The following is a 25034-nucleotide window of genomic DNA, read 5'->3' as shown; positions in this document are numbered from 1 at the left end:
TAGATCACAGCTCCTTATTTCACAGTTTCTACTTCATACATCGCTTTTAATGATTTCGTTTCTAATGCTTGTCCCCATGCTTCCGTATATGTGCCACGAGCTGTTTGGAAACGTTCATTTAACTTAGTGACCATATTTGCATCTTGTAGTATTTCCTTTATGTGATCGAAGCCTAATCGTTCTGTCCAGTAGGCAGTGCGCTCTCCGTAAATACCTGTTTCACGATAATATTGCATGTAAGCTGTTGCAATGCGAAGGACATCATCTTCAGTAGGGACAATCATTACAAAATCAGCCTCGCGTACTTCCATACCACCATTTCCGCCAATATAAAGTTGGTATCCATTTTCGACACAAACAACGCCGAAATCTTTCGTCAATACTTCCGCACAGTTACGCGGACACCCCGTTACACCCATCTTCATTTTATGAGGTGTATCTACCATTTCTAATGATTGTTCAAGGAGCATACCAAGTCCTAATGAATCTTTCGTACCGAAACGGCAGAAGCGAGAACCAACACAGGATTTGACATTACGAAGCGATTTTGAATACGCATATCCCGAAGTCATATGTAAGTCAGCCCATACGTTAGGTAAATCTTGTTTCTTAACACCATATAAGCCGATTCGGCTCGCGCCTGTAATTTTCACAAGAGGAACATCGTATTTTTTCGCAACTTCCGCAATTTTCATTAAATCATCTGCTGTTGTAACGCCACCGTACATACGTGGAATAACAGAGAATGTACCATCGTGCTGGATGTTACCATTCATTCTTTCATTAACGAAACGGGACGATTTATCATCTGCATATTCTTCTGGAATCGCCATACGTAAATAGTAGTTTAAAGCAGGGCGACATTTCGAACAGCCGTCTTCATGTGCAAAACCAAGAACATTGCGTACTTCTTTTGGAGATTTTAAACCTTTCTCGTGAATGGCTGCTACGACTTCATCACGTGATAAAGTTGTACATCCACACATACCAGTAGACTGCGCAGAAGCATCAAAAGCATCTCCGAGTGTATGAGATAAAACTTGTTCCACAAGCGGACGACATTTACCACAAGATCCAGCGGCTTTCGTGCATCCTTTAACCTCTTCAAAAGTAGTTAACTCTTGTTCTACAATAGCATGAACGATTGTACCTTTCGTAACACCATTACATCCACAAATCGTGTCATCCCCACTCATTGTAGCAACGTTAAGCTCACTTTCTTCACCAGCTTTGTGAAGAAGGGATGCTGGTGTATATTCTTGTATGTCTTCTTCTTTCTTTAACATGCTAAAGAGGCGGGTACCATCAGCAGTATCACCATATAAAACGATACCAACTACTTTATTGTCACGAATTAATACTTTCTTATAGGAACGTTTACATCCATCAAAGATTGATATTGCTTTCGTCTGATCATCTTCATAAATTTGGCCAGCAGAGAATAAATCACAACCAGCAACTTTTAATTGCGTACCAACGATACTGCCCGTATATCCATCAGTTTGTAAATTCGTTATATGTTTCGCTAATATTGCGCCTTGTTCATAAAGAGGGGCAACAAGTCCATATGCGATACCATCATGTTCTGCACATTCGCCAACTGCATAAATGGATTCATCATTTGTTAGCATATAGTCATTGACTACAATGCCGCGATTGACAATTAGACCAGCATCTCTTGCTATTTGCGTATTTGGTCGTATTCCAACAGCCATTACGATTAAATCACAATCCACAACTTCACCATCTTCAAATTGAATGCCCTCAACATAGTCTGTACCAAGAATCTTTACAGTTTTCTTTTCCATTAGAAACTTCATGCCTTGTGCTTCTAAATCTTCACGCAGAAGAGAAGCTGCTTTCGAATCTAGTTGTTGCTCCATTAAGCTAGGCATTAAATGAACAACATGTACGTCCATTCCTAAGTCAATAAGACCTCTTGCGGCTTCTAAACCAAGTAACCCACCACCAATGACAACGGCCTTTTTCTTTTCTTTAGCCGTATCAATCATAAATTGTGTATCTTCAATTGTTCGAAATCCCGTTACACCAGGGAGAGTGGAACCTTCAACAGGTAAAATAAAAGCACTAGAACCTGTTGCGATAATGAGTTTGTCATATGTGAGAGTACGATTCTTTTCTGTAATAATGATTTTTTCTTCTCGGTTAATACTTTGAACTCTTTCGTTTGTATACAAAGTTATTTCATTGTCTTCGTACCAACTATATTCATTCATAATGATATCTTGCATATTTGTTTTGCCTTGTAAAACATGAGAGAGCATAATGCGGTTGTAGTTTGGGTGCGGTTCATCTCCAAAAATAGTAATCTCATATGAATTACTATTATGTTTTAATATTTCTTCCATACAGCGTATGCCAGCCATACCATTTCCGATCATAACTAAACGTTTTTTCATTTTCGTTTCCCCTTTTTATGTGAAATATTGAACAAAGGATTATATTTTTATTATAGAAAATCAAAAAAGGGGGGGATGTGATATTTATCACATTTTTACAATGATTCACAAATTGTTAAAATTCGGATTTGTGTGAGGAGGGATGTGGATATTTTTCGCAAAATGAAAAAGCAGGACATAAGTATGTATACTCATGTCCTGTACTTTATTTACGCTCTCGTAATGGCACGTGGAAATAAAATATTATTTTCTAAATGAATGTGCTCAAATAAATCAGACTCTAACGCTTCAAGGCGTTGATAAACAAGTCGATAAGTGCCGCAAGCTCCTTCTGGAGGAGTAAAGTCATTTGTCACTTTACGAAGTTCTTTCATAATATTTCCGGCATGATTGTGCTCATTTTCTAGTTCATCTACTACTTTACGTAACTTTGCATAGTTTTCATCAGTTGGATTTTGTTCGAATGCTAAAATTAATGGGAAATCTTCCGTTTCTTCTTTAATTAAATGCTGTTCTAATTCCATTTTAAGTTCATGAAATAGCTTATGAATTTGAGCTAAATGAAGCTGATTCGCTCCATGAACGCGTAATACTTTCGTTACATATGGACTTAACTGGGGCAACTCTTCATTTAAATAGCGATGATGCTTATTAATTACATAATCAATCAACTCACGATAAGAAGCATTTTTCCAATCAATTTCAGATTCATTTAATCGTTTCGTATTATGATAAAGCGTATTTAACTCTGTCAGTACTTCAGTAGCTGATAAATTTCTTTCATGAATTGCATCAATAAGTGGTTTATTACCACCGCAACAAAAGTCTATTCTATATGTTTTAAAAAGATCACTAGCTTTCGGAAATTGTGTAACAATCTCGCCAACAATAGAAGTTTCAGTAAATGTATGTTCCATATGAATTCCTCCATAAAGTTTGAATGTAATATCTAAATTAAGAATAGCGATAAATGAAAAACAATGTGGTGATTGAAATCACTTATTATGTGTCAGTTTTAAGAATAATAAAATGAGTTTTATAAAGTTCAACTAATAATCAGTGGGGGGGTTCATCCCTCACTGATTATTAGTTGAACCAATAGGGATTTTACGGGCAGTTGATTCTCCACCTAACTTCTTTGCTGTCGCTGAATTTTAAGTTGGGGTCTTACTGCTCGTTAATGCGGGATAAAAGGAAGAGGGAGGGTACTTCGTTGCAATAGTTTTTGATAATAAAAAAGAAGCTTACTAGAAGCTTCTTTTTTACTACTATTTTTCACATGCAACTCCATCGTCGTCTTTATCTAGTTTATGGCTGTACCCTGGTTGATTTTTATACAAAGGAGCTTTCCCAGCAGCTCTAACTGCATCACAATTTTTGTAGTATGTACTATTAGTATTACCATTAGCTGGTTGTGTTTGAGCTTGCTGTTCTTGTTGTTTACGAGCTTGTTCGTCAGCTTCTTTCTTTTCTATCTCTTTTTTCTGTGCGCTATCTTTTTGTTCTTCATTGTTAGATGCCACTTTTTTACTAGTTGCTTTCGTTTTTTCAGAAGAAGGAGCTGAAATACCTGATAGCGCAACAAAAATGACAAATAATACGGCTGTAATAATAAATTGTTTTTTTGCTACACCTGTTTTCTTAATAACAGATAATATTGCAAGTACGAGGAAGAATATAAATAGAATAAAACTTAAAATAGCAAAAAATTCGATGACTGGGTGTTCAAATTTTATTGTACCGGTCATTATTAATATAATAGAAATCATAAAAAGAATAACGGTAGGACGACCATATTGTTGTGCTTTTCCATTTTTCTTAAAGAATGAAATGATACATAAGATTAAAAGAATAAAAGCAATAAAAAATAAAGCTGCACCAATATTACTCAAAATCGCCATTTTCATACCTCTATTTGTAAGATTTTCTCTATTGATTATATAGGAGTTTATTGGATATTACACGGTTTAAATAAATTTAGAAAATTAATATTTTTACTAGACTCATAAACATTTATTCTGTATATAAGGAAATATGAATATATTTCCTATTACTTTTTGAAAGAGATTTCATAGATTATAGTATATCGATTGAAAGGAGGAGATTTGAATGGAATTTCAATTGTTAGTAACTTGTATTTTACAAGACGGTAATGCTTACTTTTTAGTAACGAAGGTAGACGATGTTATTACGTTAAAAGTACCGATTACTGCGGGAGTAGCAGGTTTCTTTTTAGCTTTAGGTGTGCCAAGATGTTCTTAATTTAAATCTCTATAGTAGAAGAGGGAGGGACATGCCTTCCTTTTCTACTATTACATAATATAATTATGTGAATTTAAATATCATATTAGTGATAGCACATTTGAAATGGACATGCATATACTATAATGTTTCATTGGATGTTAGTGGTAAAAGGTAGTTTTAATAAGTGCATCCAGTGATATTTTTAAGCTATGAAAATTAAAGAGGTGCTATTATATATGAAAAGAAAAACATTTGATATTCCAGTTACATTGCGAAGAGAGTGGTTTTTAATAGAATTAGCCCATTTAACGAAAAAATATGGAATTGAAATTGCAACTAGCAAAATGGAAGCTGCACCGTTTTTAAGAGATCAAGTTACGGAAACAAGAATAGGATCAGGCCTCCAATATGATAAATATGATGAGGAGTATATCATTGAAAATTAAAGGGTAACAGCATAAATAATTTTCTTTATAACAAAATATAAAATAAAGCAGATTCTAAATATGGAATCTGCTTTATTATGAAATACTTATAGTCAACTAGCCTCTTTCTAGTGTTTTTCCTACATGTTTCTCTTGCGCTATTCCAAAAGATTCACGAAGAATGCGGGCATAATCTTTTGATTCTATTGGACGTTTATTTTTGGTGCCTTTAAAGGTTTCTGTATAATTTTTATTTGTTAATGATACATGACCGTAATCAGTTAATTTACAAGTGATAGCCCCTTTATTAAAAGGAGATTCTTTATGTTCTACAATCACTTTTTGAATGTTATTCACCTTTTTCTCATCTATTGGATCTAAAGTGAAGGCATAGCCTATTTTCCATTCATGTGAAGGTTCAGATTGCAAGAAATTTGTAGATTCCCCGTTAGCTCCTTTTCTCATTTCTAAAATGTGTGTACCTTTTCGGGTATTTTGTTTACGAATTCGATATTCTCCCGTTTGGGAAGAGATGACTTCTCCGTTAAAAGGGACTGGATGTAAAGGTAGATGAGATGCAAAACCTGCATCCACGACATAATCTTTATTATCATGACTTAATATGATAATGACATGACCATCATCGGGTTTCCATTTATTATTGTAAAGGTCGTAAACAGTACCGGCTACTTTATATACTTGAAACCCACAATCAATTAAAAAGTAATACAATAAGGAGTTTAATTCATAACAAAGACCGCCGCGTTTTTGAATAAGTAACTTTTCTACTAAGTTATTTTTTGAGATGTTTTTAATAGTACCAGCCATAATATCAAGATTTTCATAGGGAAGAATCAATCCCATTTTTAAGAGAATTTCATCTAAATCATTAAATGTTATTTCTTTTGCAGGAATTTTTAATCGTTTAAAAAACTCCTTTTGTAAATTGGTCATCATAAAGCATTCTCCTTTCTTTTTACAGAAATTTCTTCTGCTCACCGATAGGTTAGTACTTCTAAAAGTTTAATTCAAGTCTGTGGAAATTATCATAATATATGTTTCTGGAAATATTATTATCTATTTAGAAATTTCAGTCTAATTTTTAATCGTAGGAAAGTCTTACAATATAAGCTTCTTTTCGTCTGGTTTATATTTAATTAAATGAAAGTATATATCTTCATTAATCTTTTTTTATAAATAGCTGGTAATAAAATGTTTTTTTACTAAAATTTTTTCAAGATTTGTATGCTTTGTATAAACAATAATAATTGGGGGATCTTTGGATTTAGAAAAGTTAACAATTATTGAGAAACTTTTTTGTAGTGTTCTCTAAAAAGGAAGAGATAGAATCAAAGAGAATAACGTGTGTTAAGGAAGAAGGGGTACTAGTAATCTCGTGAGAATAGGGACAGGATCTTGTTTAAGTAAAAAGATTATCTAGTATTAAGAGAGAAGATAAAAAATATTACAAAGAGCACCTTCTTTCAAAAAAAGTGGGGGGAGTAACATGCGATTAATGAGAAGATGTGTTGCCTTACTGATTTTATTTTTTATCATGGCTCCAATGATTAGCACGAATGTACGGGCAGAAGTTGTAAAAGAGCTTGGAAAGGGATTTCCTGATACAGAAGTATTTACACCTGGAGAATGGTTTGTAGGCCAAAAACCTGCTAATTATGATGAAAATAAGCCTCCAATTCTCTTTGTGCAAGGAAGGAATGGGAATGCAGATAGTTGGTATGAAAAGACAGTATATCATGATATGAATGATATGTATGACTATGCTTTGAAAGCAGGCTATCAAACAGTATTTATACAATTATATGATGCTGCTGGGAAAGGGTCAGCTAGTCAGTGGGATAATGGAAAATTGTTAGCACAAAAATTAGAAGAAATATATAATCATTTCGGTAAAAAAGTTAATATTGTAGCACATAGTAAAGGCGGTATCGATACACAGGCTGCATTAGTAGGATATGGTGCAAATCGATTTGTCGGAAATATTATTACGCTTGCGACGCCACATCATGGATCGAATTTAGCGGATTTATCATATAGTTGGTGGGCAGGATGGCTTGCTTCTATATTAGGTCAAAAAGATGATGGTACGTATTCATTACAAATGGGCGAAATGGCAAAATTTCGTTCAACGATTGATAATAATCCAGCAGCTAAATTAAACCGTTATTATACAGTTACTGGGACTAGCTGGGGCCCTGTATTTTCGGCGTTATCAATGGGCGGATTATATTTGTCATCATACGGTTCAAATGATGGACTAGTAAATGAGTGGAGTGCTAAGCTGCCGTATGGAACTCATTTATTTACAGATTCCAGATTTGATCATGATAATATACGAAAAGGATCAGCTGTTTTCTCACGAATTGAACCATATTTACGTACAGCAAATGTACCGGTTCCAGCTTTAGTAGCATCCAGCACTAGTTCAAATGAAAATATAGAACAATTAAATACAACTTCAAATCAAAATATTTTAGGAGGAGAATTGCCACAAAATCAGTGGATAGAGCAAACCGTTACGGTTGATAAAAAGGCAGAAGGAATCGTTTCTATATTAACTGCTTCTTCTGATGTAGAAGTACAAATGATATCTCCAAAAGGAAAAATGTACACAAATAAGGATAGCGTTATAACTACTGGTGAAGGTGAATCTTTTTTTGGTGGTGCGACAATTAGAACATTTAAATTTGATAAAATGGATGTAGGAGAATGGAAAGTTAAAATGATGGCGAAGGAGTCGAAAGATGCATATTTATTTGTAAGCGATTACAAGGGTGAGGCACCATTTGTTCTCCAAATGCCTACAAAAGTTAAAGCGAATAAATCTGAGTATAAACTGAAAAAATCACCTGTGGCACCTGAAATGAAAGGGGATCTTTCTATAACAGTAAGAGTAGTTAATAAAAAAGGAAAACTAGTCTCTGAATTTAATGAATTACAAAATGTTAATAACAATACATTTACTGGTGCTTTGAAAAACATAAAGCAACCAGGAGTATATAACGTTACGATGGATATAAAAGGGATGAATAAAGAAGGACAACCATATAATCGTACAATTGTTAAGTCGGTTTATGTGGAGAAATAAGAAAGAATGAGAAGTTTTTAATATAAAAAGCACCTAACTTTTGTAGTAAAAGAGTTAGGTGCTTTTTCATGTTTATTAGATTAATAGAAAGGTACAATGGAAATTTTTGAAGGCACAAAGATTAATTATTTAGTAGAGAATTCTTTAAATGTTGAAATATAGCAGGACTGCTTTTTATATTGTAATTGCACCTGCAAAAGTAAAACCAGTATCCTCAGTTGCAATGATGTGATCATTTAAGTGAATTTCTTTCTTTGAAAAATTTGTATATTAGGGTTTATAGTCTGTCTGTTTTATTTACATAGTAGGGCAGGAAGAAGACGAAAAGTATCGAATGAATGTACATATGTAGTATTGTTTTCTTTTGGTGTGAATAGTAGTTAAAGATACGTTGAAATATTTTATACGGTAACGAAAGAGTAATTAAATAATAGAGGGAGCAACTTACATGGAAAATATATTAAAGGTATCTTCAAAATCAAAACCAAATTCAGTTGCAGGTGCAATAGCAGGTGTACTAAGAACAAGTGGCAATGTAGAAATTCAAGCGATTGGGGCTGGTTCTTTAAATCAGGCGATTAAAGCAATTGCAATCGCAAGAGGGTTTGTTGCTCCAAGTGGTATTGATTTAGCCTTTGTTCCAGCATTTCAAGAAGTTACTATTAATGATCAAGAAAGAACGGCGATTAAATTAATTATAGGTCCTAGGAAGAAAAGGTCTTAATAGAGAGTTAATCGATCGAAAGGTAGCAGATAATAAATCAGCATAGTATTTAACTCTTGAAGTGACATTAAATAAATACACCAAATTAAAAGTGTCGTAAATGCTTGAATATCAGGCGTTTACGGCACTTTTATAGTTTTTAAAACATAAAATAAACAACCCTAAAACTGTTCATTCTTCTCCCAAGATTCTACAATATAATGCGCAATCGTCGGATTAAAGCCTTTCCCAACTAAAAACATAATTGCAGCAACTTCTGTTAAAGCGTGTTTGTGTGATGTGTATTTTGCTTCATTTAAACCGTAATCTACCCAAGGCTTTACGAAATCTAGTACAGGTTTCTTTAAAGGTAAAAACTGTGTACCGACAACTTGTTGAATTTGTTGTTGTGTCGGTTCTGTAATTGGTCCAGGAGGTAAAATTTGAGGTTGCGTTGGATCAATTGTTGGTGGTTTAGGTGGTGAGACACGTGCGTCGTAGTTTGGTTGATACATTTGTTGTTGGTATTGCGGTTGTTGAGGCTGAGTTGGGTATGGATTTTGTTGAAATTGTTGCTCTTGATTTTGTGGTGCTACATATGGATTTTGTTGAAATTGTTGCTCTTGAGTTTGCGGTACTGCATATGGATTTTGTTGAAATTGTTGTTCTTGATTTTGTGATTCTGCATATGGATTTTGAGGGTATTCAAAATTTGGACGTGTGTCATAAGGGTTTTGAGGGTATTCAGGTCCTTGGTTCTGTGGTGTTGCGTATGGATTTTGTTCATATTGTTGTTCTTGCTGTTGTAGCTCTTGTTCTTCATATTGCTCAGTATATCTTTGTTCCTGTTGCTGAGGGGAGAATGGTTGTTGTGGGTAAGGCGGTTGATTATTATAGAACATGTTTATTCCTCCTTCATGATGATGCCTACCACCCAGTGTATGGGCGGACAAGAAAATATGTGATGAAAAAATGCGGGCGTGTTACAATAAGTAACTGGGTGAAGATAAAATGACAAAACAAGAAAAGATTCAAAAAACAATTACTTTTGTAAAACATATTTTAGAAAAAGATGCGAGTGGGCATGATTGGTATCATATTGAGCGCGTACATAAACTGGCGATTTCTTTATCCGAGCAAGAAGGTGGAAATCGTTTTATAATTGAAATGGCAGCATTACTTCACGATGTGGCAGATGAGAAATTAAATGAAAGTGAAGAAGCAGGAATGAAAAAAGTTTCTGATTGGTTAGAAGAGTTACATGTGGAAGAAGAGGAAAGTAAACATGTTCTTCATATCATCGCTAATATGTCTTATAAAGGTGGTCATGGCGGTAAAGTGGAGTCGCTTGAAGGGAAGATTGTTCAAGATGCAGATCGCTTAGACGCTCTTGGTGCAATTGGAATAGCTCGCACATTTGCGTATGGTGGAGCCAAAGGGAGATTAATGTATGATCCAACTATTCCTCCACGTGAAGTGATGACGAAAGATGAATATAGAAAAAATAACGACCCATCTTTAAATCATTTTTATGAAAAACTTTTAAAACTAAAAGACTTAATGAATACGGACGCAGCAAAACAAGAGGCTGAAGTGCGTCATCGTTATATGGAACAGTTTATTGAACAATTTATGAAAGAGTGGAATGCACAAATATGAAAATGTTAACTGTGGAAAACTTATCAAAATCATATGGAGAAAAACCGTTATTTGATGGATTATCATTTAGTATTGCAGAAGGACAACGTGCCGGAATTATCGGTGTAAACGGTACTGGTAAATCAACGTTATTAAAAATTATCGCAGGGGCAGAAATTCCTGACACAGGTGATATGACTCATTCACGTGGGTATACAATTAGTTATTTATCACAGCAACCAGAGTTTGATGAGCAATTAACAGTATTAGAGCAAGTCTTCCATGGTGATACACCTTTAATTCGTCTTCTTCGTGATTATGAAAAGGCGCTATTACATATCGAAAAAGATCCAAGTAATGAAAAAGTACAGGAACAATTATTTGCAGTGCAACAACGTATGGATGCGATGAGTGCGTGGGAAGCAAACGCGAATGCAAAATCGTTATTAACGAAACTAGGAATTACGGATTTCACAGCAACTGTTGGAAATTTATCTGGTGGACAGAAAAAACGTATTGCCATGGCGCAGTGTTTTATTGAAACACCGGATCTGTTAATTTTAGATGAGCCTACGAACCATCTTGACCATGAGACAGTTGAGTGGTTAGAGGAATATTTAGCAAGGTACACAGGTGCTGTATTACTTGTAACCCATGATCGTTATTTCTTAGACCGTGTGACGAATCGCATTTTCGAATTAGATAATGGAAAGCTGTTTAGTTATGAAGGGAATTACAGTACGTTTTTAGAAGCAAAAGCACTTCGTGAAGAACAAGAACTTGCGCAGGAATCAAAGCGTCAAAACTTATATCGCCGTGAACTAGCGTGGATTCGCCGTGGTGCAAAAGCTCGTTCGACAAAGCAAAAAGCACGTATTCAACGATTTGATGAACTAAAAGGTCAAGAAGGACCAGCTGCAAAACAGTCAGTTGATATTGCGCTTAGCGGTAGCCGCCTTGGGAAAAAAGTACTTGAGTTAAAAGATGTAACGAAAAAATTCGGTGATAAAACGGTATTACACAACTTTAATCATATTGTGAAACCAGGAGATCGAATCGGAATTATTGGAGCGAATGGAAGCGGAAAATCTTCTTTATTAAATATGCTTGCAGGTAAGCTATCTCCTGATAGCGGTGAAATTGAAGTTGGACAAACTGTAAAAGTTGCTTATTATACGCAAGAAAATGAAGAAATGAATTTAAATCAACGTATGATTGAATACATTAAAGAAATCGCGGAAGTTATTCATACGACAGATGGAAAAGTAATAGGTGCGTCTCAAATGTTAGAACGTTTCTTATTCCCACCACATTCCCATGGTACACCGCTTGGTAAACTATCTGGTGGCGAGAGAAGACGTTTATACTTATTACGTATATTAATGGGAGAACCGAACGTACTATTACTGGATGAACCTACGAATGATCTAGATACACAAACATTAACTGTATTAGAAGATTATTTAGAAGATTTCCCAGGCGTCGTTTTAACAGTATCGCATGACCGTTACTTCTTAGATAAAGTAGTTGATGAGTTGTTCATCTTTACGGGAGAAGGAGAAGTGCGCGAATTTTTAGGTAGTTATACGGATTATTTAGAAATGGAAAAAAAGAGAGAACTTATCGAGAAAGCGGAAGTACAGAAAGAGAAAAAAGTAGTAGAAGAAGCGCCGAAACAGCAACGTAAGCGTAAACTTTCTTATAATGAGCAGCGTGAGTGGGAAACAATTGAAGATACAATTGCAGGACTTGAAGAAAAACTTGAGTCAATCGGAGAAGAACTTGCGAATGTTGGTTCTGATTTCACAAAAGCACAAAAATTATCTGAAGCGCAGCAAAACACAGAAGAAGTGCTAGAAAAAACGATGGAACGATGGAGTGAACTATCGGACATTGTTGAAGGATTAAAATAAAAACAAGCTGCATATATTGAAAAGTAAAGAGAAAAACTTTACACTATTGGTAGAACCTATTTTAGGAGGGAAAAAATGAGAACATCTAATCCAATGCTGAAAAAAGAGGCATTCCGTAAAGAGGGAGCAAGTGCTTCTGCGATGACTATTGGCGGAACAGTAGGCAAAACGTTTATTATGCTTATCTTGCTACTTGCAACGTCTGTCTATTCATACATACAGATGACGCAAGGGACTATGAAGATGCCAGTATTAATTGGTGCTTTAATCGTTGCGGCAATCATCGCACTTGCGTCTATGTTCTTCCCACGTATTTCACCTTTTGGTGCGCCAATCTATGCAGCAGTAGAAGGAATTGTATTAGGTAGTATTTCAGCGGTATATACAATGAAATTTGGCGATTCTATCGTTTTAAATGCTGTATTACTAACAATCTCAATTCTATTTGCAATGTTAGTATTATATGCAACACGTGTAGTAAAAGTAACGGATAAATTCCGTACAGGCGTGATGGCAGCAACACTTGGAATTGTGGTTATGTATTTAGTCGTATTTCTACTAAACATGTTTGGTGTGACTGTTCCGTACATTCACCAAGGTGGTACAATCGGTATTATTATTAGCGCAGTTGTTATCGTAGTTGCTGCATTAAACTTATTACTAGATTTCGATTTAATCGAAAATGGTGTACGTAGTCAAGCTCCGAAATATATGGAGTGGTACACTGCGATGGGACTAATGCTTACATTAGTTTGGTTATACTTAGAAATTCTTCGTTTCGTTTCTTACTTTACGAAAAATGACTAATAAAAAATCCTGCATGAAAAATGCAGGATTTTTTTGTTTTTAAAGATAAATTGATGATATGGTATAATATGGATGTTAGTAACTTGAGTTAAAGGGGGATGGAATATGATGAAAGAGAAGAAAGGAATTATGAAAAAACTATTTTCTAAAAGTTTTTTCATAGAACTAGAAGATGCTTTAACGTATCCATCATCAGAAGTTATTACTTCAGCAATAGAAGGATATGCGGCTGAATGTAATGAAAGACTAAAATTTGAGAGTAAAGTTAAACCGATTACTTTTTACTTAGAAAATGTAATGTATCGCGTTGAGATAAAGATGGCTCGTGGAGGCTATTACATATCTTGCAGTGAAGTATAAATTTTGAAACCTTACATCTTTAAAATATGTAAGGTTTCTTTTTTGTTTTTACAAGATAAAATAATATATTTTTTATTTTAAAATATACTATTTTACGCTTTTTACCCTTCACACATTTTTCTTTACAATAAAGAAAAATATGTGAGGTGGTATAACTTATGATGAATCGAGTTGTATTAATCGGTAGATTGACAAAGGAGCCAGAATTATACTACACAAAGCAAGGCGTCGCTTATGCACGAATATGTGTTGCGGTGAATAGAGGTTTTCGAAATAGTTTAGGTGAACAACAAGTAGATTTTATAAATTGTCAGATATGGCGAAGATCCGCTGAAAATGTATCAGAATACTGTACAAAGGGCTCACTTGTTGGAATTAATGGGCGTATTCATACGAGTAATTACGATGATAATCAAGGAAAGAGAATATATAGAACGGAGGTTGTGATTGAGAGTATTACATTTTTGGATAGAAGGCTGGAGGGGCAGCGCGATAAGATGGGGCTTTAAAAAATAAGTTTGGGAGAATTAGGTGGGGAGAGAATGAAAAAGTATGAAGATGGAAAGAAATCAGCAAAATAAAGCATCCGAGTAGGTTTAGAGAGGTGGAACATGTTACAATACACGTAAGAACACGCAATAAAGGAGAGTTTTTTACGTGAAGATTAAAGCAATTGAACCGACGCCAAGTCCAAATACAATGAAAGTTATTTTGAATGAAGTATTACCATCAGGAGCGCGTAATAATTATACAAATGAAAATAAAGAACAAGCACCAATGCAAGTGCAAGAAATTTTGAAAATTGAAGGCATTAAAGGTGTATATCATGTAGCCGACTTTTTAGCAGTGGAGCGAAATGCGAAGTATGACTGGAAAGTTTTATTACAACAAGTTCGTGCTGTTTTCGGCGAAGAGGTAGTAGAAGAAAGTGAAGAACAACAACTTGCTCATTTTGGGGAAGTGAAAGTGTTTGTTCAAATGTTCTTTACAATTCCAATGCAAGTAAAGTTAACAGATGGAACATCGGAAGAACGTGTTGGTTTACCCGATCGTTTTAAAGAATCGATTATGAAAGTTCAAATGTCTGCACCAAACGTTGTAAAAGAACGTAAATGGGTGGAACAAAGTACACGTTACGGTAATTTTGAAGAAATCGGGAAAGAAGTAGTAGAAGAGATTGTTGCTGCTTATTCAGAAGAACGTGTAAATGAAACGGTTAAAGAATTATTAAATCAAGCAGGTGCTGTTGAAGTAACGATTCAAAAGCGTGAGCCATATAAAGTAACAGAAGAGATGATGAAAGATGCTGACTGGAAAAATCGTTTTGCAGCATTAGAACAAATGGATCCTACTGAAGAAGATGTTCCAGTGTTGAAGATGGCGTTAGATGATGAAAAAGTTTCAATCCGCCGTTTAGCAACAGCGTATTTAGGTATGGTAAAAGGTGATGAAGTATTGCCGTTATTATATAAAGCGTTATTAGATCGTTCAGTAAGTGTTCGCCGTACAGCTGGCGATTGCTTATCAGATGTAGGTGATCCAGCAGCGATGTTTGTTATGATTAAATCTCTGAAAGATTCAAGTAAATTAGTACGCTGGCGTGCAGCTATGTTCTTATTTGAACTTGGAGATGAAAGTGCGATTCCAGCATTAAAAGCAGCGCAAGATGATCCAGAGTTTGAAGTAGCGATGCAAGCACGTCTAGCATTAGAGCGTATTGAAGGCGGAGAAGAAGCAAAAGGTTCTGTATGGAAACAAATGACGGAGTCTCGTAAAGGGGAATAATGTATGATTGTTTTCTATGATAGCTGGTGCCCGATGTGTACGGCAGTTGCAGAACGTACGAAAAAATTAGATAAAAAGGGTAAGATGAAATTTGTTTCATTTCGGGATGAAGATGTAGTTGAGAGGTATGAACTTTCTCAAGAACTACAAAGTAAGATGGAACAAAGATTGTACATTTTAAAAAATAATAAATGGTATGACGGAATTCATAGCATACATGTATTAGCAAAGTCCGTTCCCTCTTATTGGTTTGCCGTTCCTTTTATAAAGCTATCTATCATACTTGGATTTGGAAGTAAAGTATACGATTATATTGCTAACAATAGAAAACTTGTCCCAGTTGGACATTGCCGTGAAGGGGTTTGTGAAATTCCTCCAAAAAAATGAAATCATCGTTATCTTTCTTTTGCACCTATTAATAGAGCGTGATATGATGAATTTGGAATGAAAGTTGAAGGAGAGATTACAAGATGTCAAATGCTTATGAAGAATACATGCGCCAAATGGTAATCCCAATGCGTCAAGAATTAGTGCGTTCTGGGTTTGAAGAATTAACTACAGAAGAAGCTGTAACAGAATTTATGGAAAAAGTAACAGGTACAACTTTAGTAGTTGTAAACTCTGTTTGTGGTTGTGCAGCTGGTTTAGCACGTCCATCAGCAGGTCAAGCAGTTGTTCGTGCTGAAAAACAACCTGATCATCTTGTAACTGTATTCGCAGGTCAAGATAAAGATGCTACTGCAAAAATGCGTGAATACTTTGGAGAAATTCCTCCATCTTCACCATCTATGGCATTATTAAAAGGAAAAGAAGTTGTTCACTTCATTCACCGTCATGAAATTGAAGGTGCAACTATGGACGAAATTATTACGAACTTAGAACAAGCTTTCGAAAAGAATTGCTAAAGAAGGGGGAGAGTAAATCTCCCTCTTTTCTTTATATAGAGGTGAAATAATGATAGTAACAACAGCTGGAAGAACAAACAAAGAAATGACAGATTATGCAAAGCAGGTAGCAGCAGAATTAAATAGTAATTTCGTTATACGTAATGACATACCAGTACATAAACTGCATGAACAGTATGAACAAGATGTGCTTGTTGTAGGGAAAAACCGATTAGCCATTTATCCGAAAGGTACGGAAGAATCGTTTTTCTTTCATCCGAACTCAGCGATGTTTCGTGTGAAAAGATTAATGCGCGGAGAACACGATCCATTTGTACAAGCTGCTAAATTAGAGAGCGGAATGACAGTGTTAGATTGTACGCTCGGTATGGCATCAGATAGTATTGTAGCTAGTTATATTGTTGGTGAAAGAGGAAAAGTAACAGGACTTGAAGGAAACAAATATATGGCTTATATCATGGGAAATGGTTTGGAAACATGGTCTTCATCCGTCTCTGAAATTGATAAAGCAATGCAACGAATTGATGTAAAGCAAACGGAGCATGTCGCATTTTTAAAACAATGTGAAGATAATAGTTATGATGTCGTTTACCTTGATCCAATGTTTGAAGAAACTGTTATAGAATCAGATGGAATTAAAGGATTAAAACATTTCGCTTTGTATCATGATATTACTGACGAAACAATTGCAGAAGCGAAGCGTGTGGCGAGAAAGCGTGTCGTTCTGAAAGATCATTTCCGTAGTTCTAGATTTGAAAAACATAATTTTCACGTATACAAAAGAAAAAGTGCTAAGTTCCACTTTGGTGTAATTGACCCTTGCTAATTGTTTGAAAAGATGTATAATAAGCAATAATTAATTAAATATAACTGTCTGAGATGAAGAGAGTAGTCTTTTTTAGAAGGAAAGCGAGCTAGGGATGGTGTGAGCCTAGTACGGAAGGAAAAGATGAAGCGCACTTCGGAGATGCTTCTTGAACGAATAGTAGAGTAAGCCGAGGCCCCCTGTCCTCGTTATAAACGGGAAAGTGGTTCGTAATGAACAACAAGGGTGGTACCACGGGTTAAAACTCGTCTCTTATATAGAGACGAGTTTTTTGTGTTTAAAAAATAAGGAGGTTGTAGTATGGATTATAAAATGTATTTTGCGAAAAGTTTATCCAATATTTTTACGCATGAATTAACGCAAAATCAAATTTTAGATTTAATTGAAACACCGAAACAAGATGAATTCGGAGATGCAGCGTTTCCATGTTTTTCACTAGCGAAGCAATATAAAAAATCGCCAGCAATTATCGCAAAGGAAGTTGCGGAGAAATTAAGGGATCCATTTTTTACGAAAGTAGAGGCTGTTGGTCCTTACGTAAATGTATTTTTCAATCGTGAAACTGTAAGTGATGCAGTATTAAAAACGGTTTTAGCGGAGAAAGAAGAGTACGGTCAAAATCATTTTGGATGTGAAAAAACGGTCGTTATCGATTATTCCTCTCCTAATATCGCGAAACCTTTTTCAATGGGGCATTTACGTTCTACAATGATTGGAAATTCATTGAAACATATCGCTGAAAAATGTGGCTATGAAGTTGTAGGGATTAATTATATTGGGGATTGGGGAACACAGTTTGGAAAGTTAATTACCGCCTATAAAAAATGGGGAAATGGAGCAGTAGTTAAAGAGGATCCAATACGTGGACTATTTAAGTTATATGTTCAATTCCACGATGAGGTAAAAGACGACAAAGAACTAGAAGAGGATGGACGCGCTTGGTTTAAGAAATTAGAAGAAGGTGATGAAGAAGCAGTCGAGCTTTGGAATTGGTTCCGTCACGAATCCTTAAAAGAATTTTCTCGTATTTATGAACTTCTCGGTGTAGAATTTACTAATTTTCAAGGAGAAGCTTTTTATAATAACTTAATGGAAGACTTTATTGGGATTTTAGAGGACCATGATTTGCTTGAAGAGTCAGAAGGCGCGTTAGTCGTTAATTTAGAAGAAGAGGGAATGCCGCCTTGCTTAATTAGAAAATCAGATGGTGCGACGATTTACGCAACACGTGACTTAACGGCAGCACTATATCGTCAAAACACATATGCATTTGATAAAGCGTTATACGTAGTTGGCCCAGAACAAAGTTTACACTTCAATCAATTTTTCACTGTATTAAAAAAGCTTGGCTACACTTGGGTTGACGGCATGGAACATGTACCGTTTGGCTTCATTTTAAACGATGGTAAGAAAATGTCGACACGTAAAGGAAGAGTTATTTTACTCGAAGAAGTACTTGAGGAAGCAATCGAACTTGCTAAACAAAATATTGAAGAGAAAAATCCAGACTTAAAGCAGAAAGAAGAAGTAGCAAAGCAAGTTGGTGTAGGGGCAGTTATTTTCCATGATTTGAAAAATGAGCGTATGCATAATATTGAATTCTCATTAGAAAACATGCTGAAATTTGAAGGTGAAACAGGACCATATGTACAGTACACACATGCACGTGCTTGCTCTATTTTAAGAAAAGAAAGTGTAGAATTTGAAACGTGTACGTATGCATTAAAAGATGATCATAGCTGGAGCGTCGTAAAATTACTTAATAAATTCCCACAAGTAATTGAAGCAGCCTTCAACAAAAATGAGCCATCGGTTATTTCGAAATACGTATTAGATGTAGCACAATCGTTCAATAAATATTATGGAAATGTGCGTATATTGGAAGAGAGCGAAGAGAAAGACAGCAGACTGGCATTAGTGTATGCTGTGACGGTTGTATTAAAAGAGGGATTACGTTTACTTGGAGTGGAGGCACCTGAGGAGATGTAACACAAATAGGTATACGTATCATAGTAGATATGTATACCTATTTATTTTTATAGAAAATGTGAAAGCAAAAGTATTATTTTATTACACCTAAACTTTTCTAGAATTGTTTCAGGTGTAGGAATGTCCGTATTAAATGGAGAATTGTAATGTCATATATAAAAAGGAAGCGTTAAACTTGGAAACATACGACTGGAACAGTAAACTAACATATTTAAAAAATACAAGAGATTTATATTACAACGACAATTATGTAAGCTTTTTAGTAAATACAGTTTGGAAGATTACTAAGCCGGTACATATCGTTGATTACGGCTGTGGATATGGTTATTGAGGCTTAGTATTAATGCCACTCCTTCCAAAAGGATCAAAGTATACAGGTATTGATAGCGGGGGAACATTACTAGCTGAAGCGAGAGAGTTGTTTCGTTTACTTCCGTATGACTCACAATTTCTTGAAGGAGATGCTACAGAAATTCAATTAAACGATAAATACGATATAGCAATTTGTCATGCTTTCTTGTTACATATGAGTTCACCAAAAACGATGCTACAAAAAATGATGCATTCAGTTAAAAAGGGCGGAAAAATAATCTGTTTTGAACCACATTGGATATCAAATATGTCTTCATACTCTTTAGAAGGAGAGAATCAATCGGAAATTATGAGGCTAGGTGTTTTGCAGAAGTTATTTGAAAGTGACACACAGAGAAGCGGAAAAGATGGAAATATTGGTATGAAAATACCGATCTTTTTAAGTGAACTAGGCGTAAAAAATATTGAATGTAGAGTGAGTGATAAAGTGAACTTTTTAGATTTTAATATGCATCATAATGATAAACAAAAGTTGTATCATTCATTAAAGGAAGAGGGGATTGCGGGAAATCCAGGTGATAAACAGCAATTTATAGAATGTTTAATGGTTAGAGGATTAACATATGATGATGCGCTAACTCAATACGAAGCTGAACTACAATTTTTTAAAGCATTTCATCTATATTCCTCTTTATATATGCTCCAAATATGAAAATTACATTTGGGGAAATAGTATGTTAAAAGGTAGCAATGTGTTGAGGATTTACATTTTTAGTCGGTAAGTCGATATCACCGTAAAATCACCGATATAATTTTATGTACTGATTTGAACTTACAAAAGATAAGATCCGCATGTTACGTTATCACATATAATCAAACAAAATACAGAGAAAAACAATCAAATTTACTATATTTTGTTATAAATTCAAATAATATTAAATAATACCATCCATTATAGGAGATTTTAGTTGAATACCTACTATATGATGTGTAAAATCTAAGCAAGTAGCAGTTTAAATAAATATTCGAGGTGAATACATGCTAGATTTTAAGCAGTTAGATGCTTGTTTAAAAGACAAGAGATTTATAGATGGATTACAGGAAATAAATAATGAAATTTCATATATAAAAGAAAAGAATACTTTATCTTATGTGAAAAATTGGCTTGCTAATATTCCTTCACATAAGGAGTTTGATATATTAATACGCCTTACTGATGAAGGGCTTATGCACCAATATAGTTCATTCCTCATTCGCTACGCTTATAAAAAATTTCCAAATATGAGAACGCTCTCTTTATATTGTGATGAGTTAATTGATGAGCGGAAAATACTTGAAGTAGAACAGTTGTTAAAAGACTCATTAGAAGAGGTAAATAAAGAAGAAATAGAAGTTGATCTTTTAGCGAAAACATATTTTACGTTAGTACGATGTTTGTTAGAAATGAAACGAAATGAAGAAGCCCTTTTTTATATGCAAAAAGCAGAAGAGTACAGTGCACGTGCTGTATTTGATAAATGGGGCTACGTCTATATGCATACAGGTGAATGGGAGAAAGCAGAAGAACAATTTATAGCCGGCATGCAGCATAAAGATTGTGAAGAGTTATCTACCTATTTATTATCACAGTTATATGCGAATAAAGGAGAACAAAAACGTGCTTTGGAGCTAATTGATGATGCGATTGTAAAGTTCCCGCAAGTACCATATTTTCATTTTGAAAAGGTAAAATATTTATTAGATTTAGGGAAGTATGAAGAGATGTTAGCGGTAATAGATAACATAAATAATCAGCTTCCTTATCATGCGTATAAAGCTTACTTTGTACATTTACGTGCAGAAGCGCTTTACAAAATGAATAAACTTGTAGATTTACAACAGTTATTAAAAGAAGAAAAAAGTTTAAAAGGGTCTTTATATCATAATTTAGAAAAAAATCCAAATGGAAAAAAGGTTCACCTGCCGATAGTTCCCATTGTACAAAAGGATAATTATTGTGTACCGACAAGTTTGGAAATGATGTTGCAGTTATGGGGAGAAAAACGTACACAAGATGAAATAGCAGAGTTTATTTTCGATATGACAGGCTCGAAGTTTTCAGATACTGTTTCTTATTTAGAAGAATTAGGTTATGAATATCGTTATTTTAAAGGGAATGTAGAAAATTATAAGAGACTGCTAGATCAGGGGATTCCCGTATTATTAAGTATAGATATTGAGCATGCTTCACATGTGCAAGTGCTAGCTGGATATGATGATACGTTACAAGCTTTTTATGTTCAAGATCCGAACTTTATAGAACCAGTTATTGTGGAATATAGTAAATTACAAGAAAAATATCGTTATACAGGTTGTTTAGCGATTACGTTTGTTCCGAAAGAAAAGAAGGGACAATTATCATTTTTAAATGAAGAAGAAAATCATTATTTTAAATCCATTTTTTCTCTAACGGATCATTTAGATGAACAAGATAAAGATGGGATTCATAACTTAGTACAATTTTTAAAAGAGACGAGTGATAATCCGAATACGTGGTTATATACGGTTAAACATTTAGATGTTGAAGTAGATAATGAGTTTATTTTATCTTGTATTGAAAAGTTAATGAAGAGGTTTCCAAGCTCAGATTTTGTTAAATTGCATGGTGCGCAGTGCTTTATTCGCCTTCAAGAATTAGAAAAAGCTGGGCAAATGCTCGCGAGTGTTGAGAAGAAAAATAATCGTGCTTTATATCATTTAATAAACGGAAGATATGCTTTTGAACAGGAAAGTTATATAGAAGCAATTTCAAGTTTTTGTTCCTCATTACAATTAGATGCAGATCAGCCGATTGCTTGGAGTTTCCTCGCTTTATCATATATGTATATTGACCAATCTGAAAAGGCGTTGCAGCTTTCTCAAGTTGCTTTAGAACGTAGTCCAGAAAGGTTCACTTTAACGAATCACGGGTTAATATTAATAGATTTAGAAAGATATGAAGAAGCGTATGAAATCTTTAACGATCTGTTAAAAGAGCATAAAAATGAGGCACATGTATGGTATGAGCGAGCGAGATGTGCGCATCATTTAGGGAAATTACATTTAGCGATAAAAGGGCTTAAAATAGCGATTCATTTGGATAGCAATGCACCTTACATTTACACGAAACTTTCGGAAATATACGACTCTGATTTGAAGGATGAGGAAAGTGCGAAAGAAATTTTATTAAAAGGTATTGAGAATTGTGATGATAAGGCGCCTTTATATGTAAAATTGGGTGACTATCATTTTCAAAATGATAGTCTGGAAGAAGCAGAAACATTGTATAATCGTGCTTTAGAAGAAAATCATGATGATGTTTATTCTCACTTTGGACTTACGCAAGTTTATATGGCGAAAGAACAATACAAGGAAGCGAAACAATATATTCTCGGTATTGAAAAACAAATTGAAAAGAGCCAAGATTTTCTTATGAATGCGGGAATGGTTTTATGGGATGCTGAGATTGAACTTGGTGGAAATGAAGAAGGGTTTAAAGTAGCTTTGTCTAATTTAGAGAGTGGTATAAAGCAGAGCGAATATAATGTGGCAAGTGCGTTAGATGAATATGTGAATCGAATTAAAGGAACGGTATTTGTACAAAGAGGTATAGCATTCTTAAGAACGTTACACAAAGAAAGAAATGAAATAAGCGAATACGGTTGTTATACAGGTATTTTATATGAATCTATTGGGCAGTACGGCCAAGCGATGAAAAGGTATAATAAGGCGATAGAACAAAAGGAAACGGCATTACCGTATTACCGAATTGGTGAAACACTTATGGCATTAGGGCAATTGACAGAAGCAAAGCAAGCGTATGAAACTTGTTTAGAGCTTGATGGGAATTTCGTCGGTGTACATTTACAGCTTGCGGAAATATACGAAAAAGAAGAAAACCGTTCTAAAGAACAAAGTCATATGGTTCAGGCTATGAAAGAAGAGCCGATGCATATTAATATGGAATATTTGGCACAGCTTTCAGTAGAAATGAGTCTTCAGGAAGAGTTACTGACAGAACTAGAACAATTAGCGGACGAAGCACCTGAAATATGGCGATTAGATGCGATTGCATATGTGTATGGAGCGATGGATGAAATAGATAAAGAACAAGCACAGATTGAAGAGGCACTTCAATTAGATAGTGAGCATATAGAAGTTCTATATCATTATGCCAAAGTGTTAGTGAAAAAAAGGAATGCAAAAGCAATTGAAATTGCAATGAAAGTTATACAAAAAGATGCAAATAATGAACAAATATTTGATGTGTATGTAAAAACGATAGAACAACATAAGAAATTGTCTAACATACGAGATTTTCTTCATACATTAAAGGTGAAGAAGGCAGAAAGAAGTATGGCATTTATGTATGCTGCATCTGCGGTGACGGAAAGATGGATTGAACGGCAACAAAATGAACAGCCGAAAAAATCCATAATTACGAGAGCTTTTTATCGTATGAAAAACCGTGCGAAAGAAATTTCGATTATTACTACAATCATTGATTTGTATGAAATCTCGTTAAAGTTAAATCAAAAAAATAGTATGGCAGCGCAGCGATTTTCACTATTTTACGAGAATGTGGCGATGTATAAAGAGGCGATAGATGTATTGCAAACATCGTTAGAAAATAAATGGGATTACGATGTAGCGAAGCAACTTGTAAATCTTTTCATGGCGTGTGAGGAAGAAGATATGTTACGGGATGCTTCAGAATTAACGAAGCAAATGGTTCGAGAGTTACCAGATGATTATGATACGCTTCTTTTACAAGCACAAGTATTCTTTAAAATAGGAGAAGAAAGAAAAGCAGAAAAGATTACCTTACAATTAATGGAGCAAACACCGTTTGTAAGTAGAGCGTTTCTTGCTTTAGGAGAAATGTATCAAAGTCAAGAAAGGTTTGAAGAGGCAATTCATGTATTAGAAAATGCTTCTATACATCATCCAAATGAAGCAGCAATTCTTCTTTCTTTAGCATCTTCGTATCATGGTGCCGGACAAACACTAAAGGCAGAAAAAATAACAAATGATGTATTAACAATAGATGCGAGTGATTTGTTAGCAAGATATGATCGCGCTTGTTATTTAGCACAGTTAAATAGAATTGAAGAGGCGAAGCAAGAGCTTGAAATTGTTCTTCGTGAGGATGAATCAAGATTCTTTGCTGAGCTTATTGAAGAAGATGAAGATTTAGCTGGAATACAAGAATTTAAGAAATAATTGTATAGGAATTGTGAAAAAAGGGTATAATTAAATATATATTTCGAATTAGTTGACAATTTATTGCCCAATGGCATAAAATAGCTTTTAATAAAGTATACAAATCTGAAGACGAGAACGAGTAAAATAATGAATTGTTCCCCAGAGAGCCGGTGTATAGCTGAAAGCCGGTGTGCAGACGTTATTTGAAAATCATCTCCGAGGAGCCGAGGCTGAAAATAAGTAAGCTCGGACGGATGTCTACCGTTACAAAGAACACGTATGATAGTACGTTGCTAAGTGCTATTAGCGAAGAGCTAATAGAATTAGGGTGGTAACGCGGTTAAACCCGTCCCTACTTCATGGGGACGGTTTTTT

At 34.8% G+C, this 25034-nt stretch carries 21 protein-coding genes, 1 pseudogene and 2 other annotated features; of the genes and pseudogenes, 17 read left to right on the top strand and 5 right to left on the bottom strand.

Going from position 1 to position 25034, the window contains the following annotated elements; genetic code table 11:
* Positions 1-14 precede the first annotated feature (14 nt).
* From nirB to CO726_RS19060, 3 genes are all read right to left on the bottom strand, one after another.
* A complete protein-coding gene (gene nirB, locus CO726_RS19075; protein ID WP_099685308.1) occupies positions 15-2420 on the bottom strand; it encodes an NADPH-nitrite reductase large subunit in 2406 nt (801 codons plus the stop codon).
* A 209-nt stretch (positions 2421-2629) separates the two neighbouring features.
* A complete protein-coding gene (gene ric / locus CO726_RS19070; protein WP_099685307.1) occupies positions 2630-3337 on the bottom strand; it encodes an iron-sulfur cluster repair di-iron protein in 708 nt (235 codons plus the stop codon).
* A 351-nt stretch (positions 3338-3688) separates the two neighbouring features.
* Positions 3689-4321 carry an excalibur calcium-binding domain-containing protein gene (locus CO726_RS19060; RefSeq protein ID WP_099685306.1) on the bottom strand — a complete coding sequence of 211 codons (633 nt, stop codon included), beginning with the start codon at positions 4319-4321 and terminating at the stop codon, positions 3689-3691.
* Between the two features lie 208 nt (positions 4322-4529).
* Here CO726_RS19060 and exsG point away from each other — a divergent pair, with 208 nt between their 5' ends.
* Together exsG and CO726_RS19050 are read left to right on the top strand one after the other, a co-directional pair.
* Positions 4530-4682, top strand: coding sequence for an exosporium protein ExsG (gene exsG, locus CO726_RS19055; protein WP_098761190.1), 153 nt, complete (start codon positions 4530-4532; stop codon positions 4680-4682).
* Positions 4683-4900: 218 nt separating this feature from the next.
* Entirely contained in the window at positions 4901-5110 is a 210-nt protein-coding gene (locus CO726_RS19050; protein WP_136699744.1) for a hypothetical protein, read from the top strand.
* A gap of 96 nt (positions 5111-5206) precedes the next feature.
* On the opposite strand, the gene CO726_RS19045 is transcribed toward CO726_RS19050, so the two are convergent.
* Positions 5207-6046, bottom strand: a complete 840-nt coding sequence (locus CO726_RS19045; protein WP_099685304.1) for an arylamine N-acetyltransferase family protein — start codon at positions 6044-6046, stop codon at positions 5207-5209.
* Positions 6047-6596: 550 nt separating this feature from the next.
* On the opposite strand from CO726_RS19045, the gene CO726_RS19040 reads away from it, so the two are divergent.
* Positions 6597-8198, top strand: coding sequence for a lipase family alpha/beta hydrolase (locus CO726_RS19040; RefSeq protein WP_099685303.1), 1602 nt, complete (start codon positions 6597-6599; stop codon positions 8196-8198).
* A gap of 448 nt (positions 8199-8646) precedes the next feature.
* Entirely contained in the window at positions 8647-8922 is a 276-nt protein-coding gene (spoVS, locus tag CO726_RS19035) for a stage V sporulation protein SpoVS (protein WP_097952820.1), read from the top strand.
* Between the two features lie 161 nt (positions 8923-9083).
* Here spoVS and CO726_RS19030 read toward each other — a convergent pair whose 3' ends face one another.
* Positions 9084-9803 (bottom strand): hypothetical protein, encoded by a 720-nt coding sequence (locus CO726_RS19030; RefSeq protein ID WP_099685302.1) that lies wholly within the window; start codon positions 9801-9803, stop codon positions 9084-9086.
* A gap of 109 nt (positions 9804-9912) precedes the next feature.
* On the opposite strand from CO726_RS19030, the gene CO726_RS19025 reads away from it, so the two are divergent.
* The 13 genes and pseudogenes from CO726_RS19025 (at position 9913) to CO726_RS18970 (ending at position 24677) form a co-directional block, all read left to right on the top strand.
* Complete coding sequence (locus CO726_RS19025; protein WP_098761186.1) at positions 9913-10560, top strand: HD domain-containing protein; 648 nt, start codon at positions 9913-9915, stop codon at positions 10558-10560.
* The gene (locus CO726_RS19020) at positions 10557-12452 is read left to right on the top strand and encodes an ABC-F family ATP-binding cassette domain-containing protein (protein ID WP_099685301.1); all 1896 of its coding nucleotides are present in this window, start codon (positions 10557-10559) and stop codon (positions 12450-12452) included. The genes CO726_RS19025 and CO726_RS19020 overlap by 4 nt, the downstream gene beginning before the upstream one ends.
* Before the next feature lie 75 nt (positions 12453-12527).
* A complete protein-coding gene (locus CO726_RS19015) occupies positions 12528-13259 on the top strand; it encodes a Bax inhibitor-1/YccA family protein (RefSeq protein WP_099685300.1) in 732 nt (243 codons plus the stop codon).
* 105 nt (positions 13260-13364) lie between these two features.
* The gene (locus CO726_RS19010) at positions 13365-13619 is read left to right on the top strand and encodes a DUF4318 domain-containing protein (RefSeq protein ID WP_099685299.1); all 255 of its coding nucleotides are present in this window, start codon (positions 13365-13367) and stop codon (positions 13617-13619) included.
* Between the two features lie 158 nt (positions 13620-13777).
* Positions 13778-14128 (top strand): single-stranded DNA-binding protein, encoded by a 351-nt coding sequence (locus CO726_RS19005; protein ID WP_099685298.1) that lies wholly within the window; start codon positions 13778-13780, stop codon positions 14126-14128.
* A gap of 148 nt (positions 14129-14276) precedes the next feature.
* Positions 14277-15404: a conserved virulence factor C family protein gene (locus CO726_RS19000; protein ID WP_099685297.1), complete on the top strand. Its 1128-nt coding sequence runs from the start codon at positions 14277-14279 to the stop codon at positions 15402-15404.
* Between the two features lie 3 nt (positions 15405-15407).
* The gene (locus CO726_RS18995) at positions 15408-15791 is read left to right on the top strand and encodes a thiol-disulfide oxidoreductase DCC family protein (protein ID WP_099685296.1); all 384 of its coding nucleotides are present in this window, start codon (positions 15408-15410) and stop codon (positions 15789-15791) included.
* Positions 15792-15874: 83 nt separating this feature from the next.
* On the top strand, positions 15875-16309 hold the full coding sequence (locus tag CO726_RS18990) for a BrxA/BrxB family bacilliredoxin (protein WP_098761179.1): 435 nt from the start codon (positions 15875-15877) through the stop codon (positions 16307-16309).
* Positions 16310-16358: 49 nt separating this feature from the next.
* Positions 16359-17135: a class I SAM-dependent methyltransferase gene (locus CO726_RS18985; protein ID WP_099685295.1), complete on the top strand. Its 777-nt coding sequence runs from the start codon at positions 16359-16361 to the stop codon at positions 17133-17135.
* Positions 17136-17176: 41 nt separating this feature from the next.
* Positions 17177-17391, top strand: a binding site (T-box leader).
* A gap of 44 nt (positions 17392-17435) precedes the next feature.
* Complete coding sequence (gene argS, locus CO726_RS18980) at positions 17436-19124, top strand: arginine--tRNA ligase (RefSeq protein WP_099685294.1); 1689 nt, start codon at positions 17436-17438, stop codon at positions 19122-19124.
* A gap of 175 nt (positions 19125-19299) precedes the next feature.
* Positions 19300-19455, top strand: coding sequence for a hypothetical protein (locus CO726_RS32525; RefSeq protein ID WP_245916696.1), 156 nt, complete (start codon positions 19300-19302; stop codon positions 19453-19455).
* Positions 19456-19467: 12 nt separating this feature from the next.
* A pseudogene (locus CO726_RS18975) lies at positions 19468-20177 on the top strand (class I SAM-dependent methyltransferase).
* 297 nt (positions 20178-20474) lie between these two features.
* Complete coding sequence (locus tag CO726_RS18970) at positions 20475-24677, top strand: bacteriocin-processing peptidase family protein (RefSeq protein ID WP_099685293.1); 4203 nt, start codon at positions 20475-20477, stop codon at positions 24675-24677.
* Positions 24678-24776: 99 nt separating this feature from the next.
* Positions 24777-25016 (top strand) — a binding site (T-box leader).
* Positions 25017-25034 lie beyond the last annotated feature (18 nt).

Origin of the sequence: Bacillus fungorum (genome assembly GCF_002746455.1) — a bacterium.
Classification (GTDB): Bacteria; Bacillota; Bacilli; order Bacillales; family Bacillaceae_G; genus Bacillus_A; species Bacillus_A fungorum.
This window is presented reverse-complemented; position numbering and strand designations above follow the sequence as displayed.